Below are 12,918 nucleotides of genomic sequence, written 5' to 3'. Positions count from 1 at the left end.
TTATTATCTTACGCGATATATTATGATTCTGGCACCATAACATCATCGATTAAACCGTATTCTTTAGCTTCTTCTGCTGATAAGAAGTTATCACGGTCAGTATCTTTTTCAATTTGTTCAATTGATTGACCTGTGCGCTCAGCTAAAATTTTATTTAATTTAGCACGTGTTTTCAGAATATGATTAGCGGCAATTTCAATTTCAGTTGCTTGACCTTGCGCACCACCAAGTGGTTGGTGAATCATTACTTCAGCATTTGGTAAAGCAAAGCGTTTACCTTTTGCTCCTGCTGCAAGTAAGAATGAACCCATAGATGCAGCCATACCAATACAAATCGTTTGCACATCTGGTTTAATGTGTTGAATTGTATCATAAATAGCAAATCCAGCAGTTACACTACCACCTGGTGAGTTAATGTAAAGATAGATATCTTTTTCAGCATCTTGTGCTTGTAAAAATAATAATTGTGATACGATAGAGTTGGCTACGTTGTCATCAATTTGTGAACCTAACATAATAATACGGTCTTTTAATAAACGTGAGTAAATATCATAAGCACGTTCCCCACGGTTTGTAGTTTCAATTACTGTAGGTATTAAATTCATTAATATTGCCTCCTTATTTCTAACTGATAAATTTATTTTAACCTAAAAGTCAAATATGGTCAAAAAATAACGCTTAGAATTTCATTAAACATTATAAATTATTGTTGACCAACACTTATAAGATTTGTACACTAATATTATTGTTATTTACCCTTCGTAGTGTAATGGATAACACATAAGATTCCGGTTCTTAGAATAGGGGTTCGATTCCCTTCGAGGGGATTAGTAAGTCATTTTCTCATTTTCACCCGGTATCACTAGTTGTCAAAAATCTTGTGGTGTCGGTATTTTTATATTTTATAGTGTCATTCATTTTGATACGTTTTGAATTTCGCGCCCCCATTTAGTCCCCATTAACAATTTCGAATATATTAAATGATGAAAGATAACGCACTCAAACACTTTTTACTTTGATAAGTTGAAAATGAAATCTTAAATGCCTCTAATAACTTTACTTTTTATTGATCTTATATTGCTAACATTAGTTTACTTGCAACTATCTTTTAAGCAAAAGTAATAACGCTTTTTTATTACTTTTATCAAACCGTTTTAAAGCTAAACTTTCATCAATTTTCCAAACGTTTTCTACATACTCACTAAAAATGTACCCTCATTTAATTCTATTATAAAAAAACAAATCTCATTCATTTACAATTCATCCTATATAAGTATTGTATAAATAATTATCCATCTTAGAACTTCTTAATACAACACAAATCTTCTCTCAGAACGCAAAACACATCCCTACCTTTTATAAGATAAAGAAGTATGAGATTTACAAACTTATTATTACATTTATTACCATTTTTATATTGCTAAACATATATTCATATATATAAACATAAACAATATTAAAACTAGAGTTTTCATTAGTACACGCACTTTTTTTGAGCTGTTACTCAATTTTAAGTAATAGTGTAATAAAGAACAGGTAAAAAATCACCGAGTCTACAAATCTGGGGGGCAAATTGGATTTTGGCCTGCCCTAATGATTCATTCACTCCTTATGGGTTAGCATTTTACGTCCTCTCTATTTTACAAGTATTGCTATAGTTATTACCAGTTGGATAATCTAAATCACTCAGATATGAGTAAATTTTTTACAGACTCTTCAATTTAGAGTTCTCTAATATATTCAAATCCAAATGTATAACATCACGCTTAAAATTTGCTCAAAGTTATCAAATAACCTTAATGTATAGTTTTAACATTTGGTCTGCGTTGCATCAACTAATTAAAATACATATATTAGGGGATATTTAATGCGTCAATTTTGTCTAACTCGAAAATTATTTTTGTTAATAGAATCCCTAAGTAAAATGACAATCAACGAGCATGTAATGATAAATTTAGTTACTAACGCTCACCAACAGGTGAGTGTTTTTATTTTGCTTGACCAAACTATGAGGAAATGATAATTTTTAAATAGACATACAATTCACATTCCTTTATTATTATTATTAAAACACACAAGTAAGAAAAGACAGGCTTTGTGCTTGTCTTTTCTTATTAAATTGCATAATTTAAAATAATGTGTCAAATTGTAAAAATGGCCATTAAACATATAATTATAATTAACATACTATAGATTATAAGGTCTTTCTGGTCTGGATTTTTTCTTGTAATAATATAATCAAATCAGTCAACACACTTAACAAATTTATATGAAATAAGCCTATAGGTTTTTTATTTATTTAAAAATTCATTTAGTGTAGAGTTATCACTTTCTTTTTCAATAAGATTCTCTATATTTTCATTGTCATTTTCTTTTGAACTTATAAATCCATCATCTATTAAACTTTCAATTCTATTTTCTACTTCTTTCTACTTCTTTTGAGTTCCAACCTATTTTGTTGATTTCTTTTTTGTAATCCATATATAATCTCCTTGGTTATTTATTTGTAATATAATCAAATGTATAACATAAATAGCAATAAAGATATTAAATTAATTTAAATATTAAAAAGTAGATCAAAGTTATAATAACTACCTATAAATTATACTCACCTATTTAGATTTGGATCACTTATAATAGAGGACTGTTTTAAATAAGAAACTTCATATAAATCTGCTAACCTCTTAATAAAATCAATTAAATTTCTTTCATTTATTAATTGATTTTCAAAATCTGTTTTTAATTTTATAAATTTCTGTTTTTCTTGTTCGGTGCTTATCTTTTTGAAATACCCCCACATATGACAAAAGGCATTAATTATTGAACCTTTAGATGGTTTCTTACTTAATGCGTATTGAATTTTTTGCTGAACTAATTCGATTTCAGCATCGTTATTCATCAAATATCTAATGTCATTATAAGTATTGTGATCATGCCACAAAACTTCATATTTATATCTACTCCATAGTTTTTCTTTTTGAAGTCGTTTATTGATTTTAAATACCTACTTTCAATATTTAATTTAATAAAAAGGAATTCTTTTACTGGCTTCAATAATATCTTTAGTAAAGAAAAATTGTTTCCCTTGTCCAGTATATGCTGGATTAAGTATCAAATTTGCTTTAGCATTATATAACCATTCGGGATTTATTCCTGAATTCAAAATATCTTGAAACTCTTGAAACTCTTTATTCCAGTCTAAATTGGGTTTCATTTATAATCACCTCGTAAATATAATAGAACTCTAGTTCGTATATGTAAATAAAAAAAGACAGACTAGACCGTCTGCCTTATAAATTAAGAGTTATAATGCTAAAAACTGATAAATACATTTTAACATGACATTGAACTATCAAGCAAATAACCATCCCATAACATACTTGGGCAATTGTTATATGTAAAAATTAATAATTATAAAATAATATATATAGCTGTATATAAGTTTACTATAGCATTAAATATCAGAATAAGCCTATTTTATACTCACTCCAATGTGATTAAAAGAAAAAATTTAGTTGTATAATAACCAAATAAAAAAGACGACTTTAAAAGTCGTCTAGTGTGTATTCGTTTGAAAGTGATAAGTGAGTCCATTACCTATTATATACAATTTTAGTTATATTGCAAATATTTAATCATTTTAACTATTAACTTGTCTAACATCTGCTTAACTCTCTGCTCGCCTACTTCGAATATACGAGCCATATCTTTGTAAGTTTTCCCCTCTACCATCAGTAAAAACAAATTAAACTCTTTGAATGTTCCTACTGTTTCGGCGGCCAATTCTAGCTCGTTTAAAAATATCGCATCTTCTGTATTCATTTGATCTATACGCTTATGGCCAACTTCAGCACCTAACTCAAAGAAATCATCTGTTTCAATGGGTTTATCTTCATAATCATCGTTAATATGCTCGTGACAACTCAATATAAACTGTTTAATCGTCTTTTTATCATACATAGCCGATTTCACTCGCCAATCGATCTAATATAGACGTTCTAGCACGCAACAATGCCCTTTGTTTAATACCGATGATGTCGCAAATAACGTCATCTGATAAGTTTTCCTTGTCCCACCACGTCAACTTGATAACTTGTTGCTTTAATAAAGAAGAATCATTATATACAGCAGTAATCCCTTTAGCTATATCGCATATATTTCGATATTGAAGGTCATTAACGCTATGAGGTCGGTTAATATACCAGTCACACAATCTGTGATAGTTCAGCATGTACTTAGATAACATTTTATAATTTACATCTTGATACTCAATAATCATATAGCAAGCACCTCACGTTCATTTTGTAGGCTTTTACGTTTAGATTCGATATAATCGTTGTAAATAACTTTATTGGCTTGTGTGCGCTTCTCATTGCGTTCTGAACGCGCTTTATGATGTATTTGGTATAAATCTCTTTGAAGTTTCTCTATGGCTTTGTGTGGCTTATATGAGCCGTTTGATTGCATGTATTGAATAACGGCCTTTTGTTCATGCGGTGGGTAGCGTTTAATCAACTTTTTAACTAGGTTCAGTCGCTTATTGGATTGCTTTTTATATCTATCCAGTTCTTCTTTTTTATCCACGATCCAACATACCAACTTTTCTAGTGGATACGAAGTGGTGATAACGCCCATTACATCATCACAGGTCATATGCGATGTATTAAGGCTATACATACATTCGATTTGTTCCTCTATTGCTTGTATTTTACGATTAATAAACATAGGATTATAAGCAGTTAGCAGTTCGTATTCAGTAATCTTTTCAACGGGATAATATCTTAATACTTGCTTACAGGGTTTTAGATGCATGTTATAACCTCATTTCTTTATATAGTTATATAAACGCTTATAAGTTTCTGCAACAGTTACAGAAAACCATCTCTTTCCAAAATTTGGAAGGCATTATTATATATTTAAGTTTGTACAACGAGATTTGCTATTTATTAGTTTATACATTCCAATTAATTGTTGTTATGACTCTTGCTAAAATTACGCATCATATTTTTTGAGATTAAAGGATATACCAAAAACGTCACAACCTAAGTAGATAACAAAAATAGTTATGTAGTAACGGACATTTTTGTCTATAGCTAGATAAGTATTTAAAAATGTTGATTACGTAGCTATTACTCAAAAAAGAGTAACAGCTCAATTCGCCAAAGTTTTTCTAAACTATCAATCATCTTTGCCTATGCCAAACTCTTCATATACTGATTTAGGCTTCTTACCTGTCACAAAATCACCTACGGGATCATACTCATTTTTTGTCTTAGGTTCCATAATCTTGAGACGTGCCTCAACAGTTAAGCCTAATTTGGGACAAATGGCGTTCATTGTATTCACGCTATCCCTTTGTATTGTGTAATGAGGTGAGAGTTTACTTCCACGTTCAGTCACAACCACCATTCCTTTTTCTTGAATTTTGAGTGTGGCATTTTTGTAGTTACTATATGTTTGGCAATAAGTAGCAAGCAGACCTTTGTCTAAATCTTTTATAGGTAATTCATTAATAAGTGGAAGTACTCTATACCATTCTTGAATAGCATCATCGTCTAAAAAATCGGGTGGTTCTTTTGATAAAGGTGTAAGCTCATTCATAGCTTTCTCAGTCGCATTTCTTTGTTCTTGTACATCTTTGGTACGATAAGCTTTTTGTTGTGATAATAGTTTTCTCTGTGACATTTATATCATCTCCTATAAATATTATGTATTTTTTAAGCGAGCGCTCGCTCGTATTCTTTAGTAATAAAGTCAGCGCTGTCTTATTGTCGGAAAATCTCGACGCTAATTCTAAAGAATTCATACACAAATGCGACCACGTGGTCGTTTTTTAGTTGGTCGCCGTCCAACTGTTGGACTTCGTTGTAATTTTGAACGGAATTATAAATATTCTTTTTCATAACTTCTTTTTGTAATGACTTTGGTGCATTTAAGAAATTGTCTTTTTGAACGTTGTCCAGATTTGTGGACAACTCATTTAAATTAATATAGTAATAAATTTTAAACTTATTTAAGTTATTGCTTACGTGCAATCGATTCAGAACGTTGTGCTTGTTCCAGTTGGGATTGGAGTTGGGATTTTTCTTCCTGTTCTTGCTTGATTTGTTTTTTTAATTCTCGTAATTCTTTAACAGTCATTTCATCTGGTGTTTTAGTTTCTCCAGTTGATGTTGTGTGTTCTTTGGTACGCTCTGGTTCGGGTAACGTCGAGATTTCATAGAGAACATTTATACCTATTTGTTGCGACGTCGCAACATTTGAAAACTCTTCAGAAACCTTTATAAACTTGTGAGCTTGAGTTCTATCCATGTTGAATGTGCTAAGCCATTCCGACCATTCTCCATGAACAAGGTCATTTTCTTTCACATGTTTCAATCTACGTCCAATCTCGAATATCGATTGACCTGCAATGTTTTGGTAACTAACACTCACAATTATTTGCTTGTGTTGTATATTGCGCCTATCCACGAAAAGATGAAAGAGAATAATACAAAGCTTAATATTGTAAGCATTAATAGAGACGTAGTTATTTCATCAAAAACTAGGCTCTGTGAGAAGCTCTATATTGCATTGAATGAATAGTTACATGGATTACAGGTCATTACGTGCCGTAAATCGCTTAAATTAGACTATTTCGTTAGTAATCATTGTGAAAAAATACACAATTTTAACTTTTCATTTCAAGATGCGGTTACGGATAAGGCGGGCTCGTTTAATTCGTTTTCAAAAAGGCTGGGCGCAAATTCAACGCCTCCCTTTAAATTTAGAAATAATTTTTTCAAATTTCATTTTCTTTTTTATAATCTCCAGTATTATTTTCACTGCCCGATTAAATTATCTATCCGTTAAAATTTCCACCACTACTTTAATTATCTACTGGGCAAAATTAATTTACTTTCAATCTAAGTTTAGTTACTTTTTATTCTTTTCATACAACGTATTCTAAGCCCATTTAAGCCACATGTAAGATTGTTGAGTACAAAACATCTAAATAATAAATGTATGCTCTGTGTAGCTCTCTAAATGGCTACAAATGGCATTGTATAATGCAAAGTATTCATGCTTAATTATAACGTTTTGTATTTCCTAATTGCTTCTAACATTGTTCTTGCTTATCACTTTACGAACAACAATTATTATTTATATTTTTAAATATCATTTTGATTTTTTAATTTTTATTTTGAAATTAGAAATATTATTTTGAAAATAATTCTTTAAAACTTTTTTGTAATTCAAATCTGAAATTACTTTTTACATTTACTTTCTTCTCTTAATGAACTTCTTAACTGAATTGATTCAACAAATGAAATCATTTATCTTCTGAATTCAATCAACAATTGAATTTCAACAAATGAATTAACTTAAACAATTTATCTTAATTGGATTAATCATTCTTAATTAGAAATTAAATATCAATTACAATTCATTTCTTCTACAATTCATTTCTTCTCTTTGAATGTTGATGAACAATCACAATGAAACTTCTATGTGAACTATCTCATTAGTTGGATCTAATACTCATACTAAAAGTAGTGACCTTATAAACTGTATGCTTAATAACCCGACCTTTAATGTAGGTAGCTTAATCACTGCGTACTTTATTGTGCAGTCCTCTAAACTATCCACCTTAATAAGCAGTGTGCTTTAATACACAGTGTCTTTAATGCTTGGGCACTTTATAACAGATGGCGCTTTATTATCTATGCTCATTGTTTGCCTGCACCTTTAATACTTGGGTCTTATAACTGCATGTGCTTTTATATACTATGTTGAAGTATCTGCTACACATTGAATGCGTTCCACATATATCATTGTGATTACTTTCACATATATACTTTAAGAAAAGACCACCACCAATTAATAGTGATGGCCTAAACCAACGTACAGAAGAACTAGGAACAAATGAAAATAACAAGAGTTAAATGCCCAATGGCTAATTTAGACTTTAATACTGAGCGCTCAACATTAAAGATTTAGTACATCTTTAATATCTATATTATACCATGAACGCTGTTATAATACCACTTTACATTACCTAGTATTAATAGAAATTGCTTTTATTTTACCAATCTTTTCAATGAGCTTATTCATCGATGTCACTTCATCTGTATAGATTTGTACACTCTTAACTTTGTTCTGCTGCACTAACTTTATAAATTCTTGCATAATTGGTTTGTCATCCACTTCTATAGACAGTCCATACAGTCCTTTATTGACTACCACTGTTAAATTGCCACGATGTATCGATGCTAGGATATTACTATCCTTATTGTTGTCTAACATCACACATAGCTTGTCATTTTCTTTTAATGCTTGAAATACATTATTATCTAACTCATATGGTTTAAATGTCTGATAGTTAGGATCTACTGTTTGGGTCGTTCCCATTTCTACAGGTTTATCTGTCGTAAGTGCTTGTACTGTAATTCGATTCTTTTGCTTATTATATTTAACGTTATTATCTGATTGTTTGATTGTTGTTAGCATATACTCACATCCTTACCATTGTTTCTTGCCATAATGATATTTTTGGAACTCATCACGAGAAACGGTATCTAATGCTTTCTCCAGTTGCCATGCATAGCCTCTAGGAGTCGTTTGTTCGTCGTACTTGTTGCCATCACCTAAATTTATTTCATGGTCTAGCATTTGGCCTTTATACTGGTTGTGAATGTTACCAGCATTATTTTTCTCTTGCTTAACATAACGTTCACGAGATATACGACGACCAGCCTCATTTTTATTCTCAATCATTTTACGATACACTTTCACAACATCTTGCAGTTTATCCTGCATCTCTTTCGCTAGTTTTTGATGTTCATCCTTAAATCCTGTCATTTCTTTGTTGTATGCCTTGTAGAACTGGTCAAATTCTTCTTCAGTTACTTTATAATCTGATGAGTTAAGTTGTTCGTCGACTTCGATTAATTCTTGTTCTAAATCTGATTGTAGACTTTTTAATTTTGTTGCTTCTGCAAATTCATCATTATATTGATAATGTGTAATTTTACTATTAATCTGTTTAATACGATTTGTTAGCTGATGGTACTTCTGTTTAACCTCTTTTGCCTTAACACCCTTATCATAGATTTGATTATCAAAGATATTGATTGTATTGTCTTGTACTGTTTTTACCATAATTAAATGCCTTCTTTCGTTTTTGATTTATTATTCGCTTTATTGCACTAAAGTCTTTCTTATTTCTAGCATATTGCCTTACCAGTGAATCAAGATACCTAACAGATACATTGTTCACATGGGTAGGTAAACGCGCTAGAATCTGATGTGCTATCCGTTTGTGATTCATGAAAACACCCCCTTAACTTATTTTCTGTGTATTACCTTTAATATGGTGTGTCGGCATAACATAGTGACTATTTCTATCAATTTCTAACATACGTTTACCATCTCTGTATTTCTGCCAATATTTAGCATCTGCAGTGAGTTTATTAATTTCATCTAGTAAATAATTAATCGCTAAATGATCACCACGTAAATATATTGTCATATGCCCTACACTGTTATAGTTGAGTTTCAAATTGTACCCTCTTAACCACAAGAAAATTGATTCAGTATTTAACCTTGATTGCAGTGTTGCCTGTCCTAAACTCGACAAACACCAATCACATGTTATAAAGTCTATTTCTAAATAGTGATACTTGCCCTGTGTTTTATAAATGTGACAAATGGGTTTGTTAGCAATTTCTAAATTCTTAATATCATTAAAGTTGAGTTTCTTATTATTTAATTTGAATGATTCAGTCGGTATTAAATGGTTTACCATAATTTATTAGTCCTCCTGTTTTGAAATATGTTTAATAAGTTAATTCTATAATCACACGATTGTTACCGTTATTAGTTATTACTGTTCCATATCTGTTGCCACTATTGTATAGGTATCTCATTTTCTTAATCTCCTTTTTGTTGGTGTGAACCGTTCCGTTCTTACTCTCCCAATGCTTTCAAGAATCGTTCACATCACGGTTCACGTTTTTTCAAATAAGTGTGAACCACTCCACTCTTACTCTCCCAACGGATTAAGGGCAATGGTTCACGATGTTCACGTTTTTTTTGAAACATATGCCTTTATATAAAAGATAAAATACTTTACTTTTTATCTATATACATATGTATATTATTATTACCGTGAACTTCGTGAACTATCTACTCTAAACCCTTGACACTGTTGACTTCATGCGGTTCACGATTTCGATTTTTTACCGTGAACTCATCGTGAACTCCGTGAACTCTAATCATATCCATATGGATTGTGGTATTGACTGAAATCATAATCTAACTGATCTAAAACATCTTTTTTTATCATATAGCCATTGGGCTTTGTTCCTTTATGACTAATGCGTTTGGTACGTCTGCCATCTTTATCAATAATAAGATAATTATTATCGACCCAACCACCTGTGATATTGTTTACTTCGTCACCCAAGAAGTCTTTAACGGTTTGTGTAAGGATACATAAACCTTCTTTTTTATATATGGCCTTTACATCACCATGTGTAACTCGGCCGTATCCTTCGCCTTCAATGCTATTTCTATTTGCATCCAAGTAATCTAGTAATTCTTCCAGCATTTTTTTAGACTTATCAATATTTTTATTATTCTTTATCATGCTATTGAAAGCACTATGCGTAATAATGTATGGATCATGTTCGAAACCTTCAATATCATTTAATATTTCACCAGCCACTTGTAATAAAGCAAAACTTCTAGCGATTCTAACCATAACTTCATTACCTTCAGCCTTATCTATAAAAACTTTTTGAGCGCCCTTGAACGATGATTTATATTTATCCTTATCACTGTTATATTTTTCAATGAATAATTTACCAAGTAATCCATAATTGCTTTCGAATGTTTCGGCTATCTCATTAAAAATATCTTGTGACGTGTTGGGAAATGGATTATCTAACAATGTAATTACACGACCAGCTACGCCACCTTTTTCAGAAATATCTGGTGTTGAAACTTCCCCTGTAGATAATAAAATAGTATTCCATTCTTCAAATACATCAATACCTCTTTCTTTAGTAGCTCGCCCTTTTGACTTTCCACCCGAAAATTGGTAAAAAATCTGTGGTAAATCTTTATAGTTTGCTTTTCGAGTATCGTCCATAATTAAAGGGAATGAATTTAAAAATGCTGCCATTCGTTCAACACTGGTTTTTGTAGTGTTCCATTCCATTACTAAATCTTCATGCCAACCCCACACGCTTGCACAAACACGTTCTGTAAAAGTTTTACCTTTTGAAGTTCTAACTGCTTGCTCTATGATAATGGAATCTGTTCCAAATTCTTTAACTAATATTGAACCAACTGAACCATAAAACATCATCATAACCATTGGATTATCTTTGACATGTTTAAATAATCCATCTATATATTTTTCGATATTTCCTTTACTTCTAAACCCATCAATTATTTTTTGTTTACCTGGGTCAGAATTAAATAATTTAAAATCATTTTTATTATTATCTTCTACATAAGGTGAAATGAATTTTTTACCTATATGTCCTAATCGTGTAGCCACATCAAAATCTTTTATATTGTTCCAACGTCTGTATGCACTAAGGTAATGTACAAGAGAAGGCGATTCGTTTTGTGTAATTTCTAGCCCTTTGTTTGCAAGCTCTACTATATTTCTAGCCTGCGTTATATCTCCAGCATTAACACGCAATTTATGTTTACCTTTTTTGTCCTCAAATTCTAATTCGAAATATATATCTCCTGTTTCGATATCTTGATAACGTTCAGTAAGAATAGGTGGCGTACTTGTGATATAAATATCCTCAATCTTATCTTCTTTTTGAACATATTCAGTAATTTTACGATAATATAACCATTTTCCTTTGATTAAATAAGGTTCTGGAATAGTTGGTTTATCTTTATTGATTTCTTGAAATTTTTCAAGACTATTCATAGTTTCAAATACATCTTCTTTAGTTACTTCCATTTCCTCTACTGTCATATCCCGTCCCCCTCTAGTTATTCATATGCTTTTTGAGTATCGAGTTAAATGTTTTGTTTATCTCTCCATCGTCCATAGGTGGATTACATGATTTGCCCCACGCTATCACAAGGCCATATACTAGGTTGGCATCTACATATCTTCGCAGTAGGTATCCACTAATTGATGCTAGCGCTTGATTACGTTCGCCTTCTCCTACACCAAACGCAAGATCACGCCAATAAGACGATGTTCGCTTAGGATATTTTATAATATTGTTCTTTTTAACATTAGAATCCAAGGAACCAGATGTTACAAATAATCCAAGTTGTTCAATCGTAACTGCAGGTGCATCGTTATATTTAAAAATAAATGGTATATTCTTATCTGGCCTCACTGGTAATGCCATAGCTCTTGATGGTTGGAAACTACCCTCATCAATTTTGTAGCCTATTTTACGAGCGAGCGCTCGCGTGTACTTCCTATAATCATCTGCACTCACAGGCTCATTTACAGGCACCATAAGGCGTATACGTGGTTTATCTGTAGTGTGGTTATAAGTTGTGTGGAATGCCCACGAATAGCCCTCTAATTGCTTATGAATGGTATCGTTTAATCCTCTGAAATCAGTTATATCATCATAATCAAGTGCTAGGACTGAACGGTACAAAATATTAGCATCGTTCCTTTGTTTTTTAATGATACGGTCATCTTTTTCACCATCTTTAACATCACCGTAAATGACAGTACCACGTTTATATTTATAGTCGTTATTTCTAACAGTCTGTAATGTATTGAGCCAATCACTCCAAAGGTGCTCGTCTGCACTTTCAAATGATTCAGCAGATAAATTTTTATATTTAACTACATTTATTTTAAAGTCGTTTTCTAAATTTATTTGGTTAAATCCCATTGAATTTGCCCTCCTACTGTTAAAACAAGGCGTGAAATGG

General features: G+C 31.3%; 15 protein-coding genes and 1 tRNA gene. 1 reads left to right on the top strand and 15 read right to left on the bottom strand.

The genetic code is table 11. The features are described 5' to 3' along the window. Nucleotides 1–20: 20 nt before the first annotated feature. Entirely contained in the window at nucleotides 21–605 is a 585-nt protein-coding gene (gene clpP / locus KA830_RS05590) for an ATP-dependent Clp endopeptidase proteolytic subunit ClpP (RefSeq protein WP_046207443.1), read from the bottom strand. Between the two features lie 150 nt (nucleotides 606–755). Between clpP and KA830_RS05585 the strand changes: the two genes are divergently transcribed. Further along, nucleotides 756–827, top strand: a tRNA-Arg gene (locus tag KA830_RS05585). Nucleotides 828–2,608: 1,781 nt separating this feature from the next. On the opposite strand, the gene KA830_RS05580 is transcribed toward KA830_RS05585, so the two are convergent. The 14 genes from KA830_RS05580 to KA830_RS05515 all read right to left on the bottom strand — a co-directional run bounded on the left by KA830_RS05580 (nucleotide 2,609) and on the right by KA830_RS05515 (nucleotide 12,878). After that, on the bottom strand, nucleotides 2,609–2,941 hold the full coding sequence (locus KA830_RS05580) for a DUF1722 domain-containing protein (protein ID WP_081357272.1): 333 nt from the start codon (nucleotides 2,939–2,941) through the stop codon (nucleotides 2,609–2,611). 81 nt (nucleotides 2,942–3,022) lie between these two features. Next, on the bottom strand, nucleotides 3,023–3,214 hold the full coding sequence (locus tag KA830_RS05575; protein ID WP_107523577.1) for a hypothetical protein: 192 nt from the start codon (nucleotides 3,212–3,214) through the stop codon (nucleotides 3,023–3,025). Nucleotides 3,215–3,612: 398 nt separating this feature from the next. Then, complete coding sequence (locus KA830_RS05570) at nucleotides 3,613–3,960, bottom strand: hypothetical protein (protein WP_150822751.1); 348 nt, start codon at nucleotides 3,958–3,960, stop codon at nucleotides 3,613–3,615. Continuing rightward, nucleotides 3,953–4,279, bottom strand: coding sequence for a hypothetical protein (locus tag KA830_RS05565; RefSeq protein ID WP_064209742.1), 327 nt, complete (start codon nucleotides 4,277–4,279; stop codon nucleotides 3,953–3,955). The genes KA830_RS05570 and KA830_RS05565 overlap by 8 nt, the downstream gene beginning before the upstream one ends. Beyond that, entirely contained in the window at nucleotides 4,276–4,812 is a 537-nt protein-coding gene (locus KA830_RS05560; protein ID WP_064209743.1) for a hypothetical protein, read from the bottom strand. Before KA830_RS05560 ends, KA830_RS05565 begins: the two co-directional genes overlap by 4 nt. A 366-nt stretch (nucleotides 4,813–5,178) precedes the next feature. Then, a complete protein-coding gene (locus tag KA830_RS05555; protein WP_181187453.1) occupies nucleotides 5,179–5,685 on the bottom strand; it encodes a phage terminase small subunit P27 family in 507 nt (168 codons plus the stop codon). Between the two features lie 80 nt (nucleotides 5,686–5,765). Continuing rightward, entirely contained in the window at nucleotides 5,766–5,975 is a 210-nt protein-coding gene (locus KA830_RS05550) for a hypothetical protein (protein ID WP_210134102.1), read from the bottom strand. 43 nt (nucleotides 5,976–6,018) lie between these two features. Continuing rightward, entirely contained in the window at nucleotides 6,019–6,435 is a 417-nt protein-coding gene (locus KA830_RS05545) for a DUF3102 domain-containing protein (protein ID WP_210134100.1), read from the bottom strand. Nucleotides 6,436–8,034: 1,599 nt separating this feature from the next. Further along, nucleotides 8,035–8,490 carry a hypothetical protein gene (locus KA830_RS05540; protein ID WP_210129266.1) on the bottom strand — a complete coding sequence of 152 codons (456 nt, stop codon included), beginning with the start codon at nucleotides 8,488–8,490 and terminating at the stop codon, nucleotides 8,035–8,037. A 12-nt stretch (nucleotides 8,491–8,502) separates the two neighbouring features. Continuing rightward, a complete protein-coding gene (locus KA830_RS05535) occupies nucleotides 8,503–9,141 on the bottom strand; it encodes a hypothetical protein (protein WP_210129267.1) in 639 nt (212 codons plus the stop codon). Next, complete coding sequence (locus KA830_RS05530; RefSeq protein WP_210123251.1) at nucleotides 9,101–9,310, bottom strand: hypothetical protein; 210 nt, start codon at nucleotides 9,308–9,310, stop codon at nucleotides 9,101–9,103. Before KA830_RS05530 ends, KA830_RS05535 begins: the two co-directional genes overlap by 41 nt. Nucleotides 9,311–9,322: 12 nt before the next feature. Beyond that, on the bottom strand, nucleotides 9,323–9,787 hold the full coding sequence (locus KA830_RS05525) for a hypothetical protein (RefSeq protein ID WP_210134099.1): 465 nt from the start codon (nucleotides 9,785–9,787) through the stop codon (nucleotides 9,323–9,325). Between the two features lie 465 nt (nucleotides 9,788–10,252). Further along, nucleotides 10,253–11,986: a DUF927 domain-containing protein gene (locus KA830_RS05520; RefSeq protein ID WP_107386561.1), complete on the bottom strand. Its 1,734-nt coding sequence runs from the start codon at nucleotides 11,984–11,986 to the stop codon at nucleotides 10,253–10,255. Between the two features lie 13 nt (nucleotides 11,987–11,999). Continuing rightward, complete coding sequence (locus tag KA830_RS05515) at nucleotides 12,000–12,878, bottom strand: primase alpha helix C-terminal domain-containing protein (RefSeq protein ID WP_107386560.1); 879 nt, start codon at nucleotides 12,876–12,878, stop codon at nucleotides 12,000–12,002. Nucleotides 12,879–12,918: the final 40 nt, after the last annotated feature.

This window comes from Staphylococcus sp. GDY8P119P, assembly GCF_017892075.1.
In the GTDB taxonomy this organism is placed as follows: Bacteria; Bacillota; Bacilli; order Staphylococcales; family Staphylococcaceae; genus Staphylococcus; species Staphylococcus ureilyticus.
Note: the sequence above shows the minus strand (reverse complement) of the source record. Positions and strands in the feature narration are given on the sequence as shown.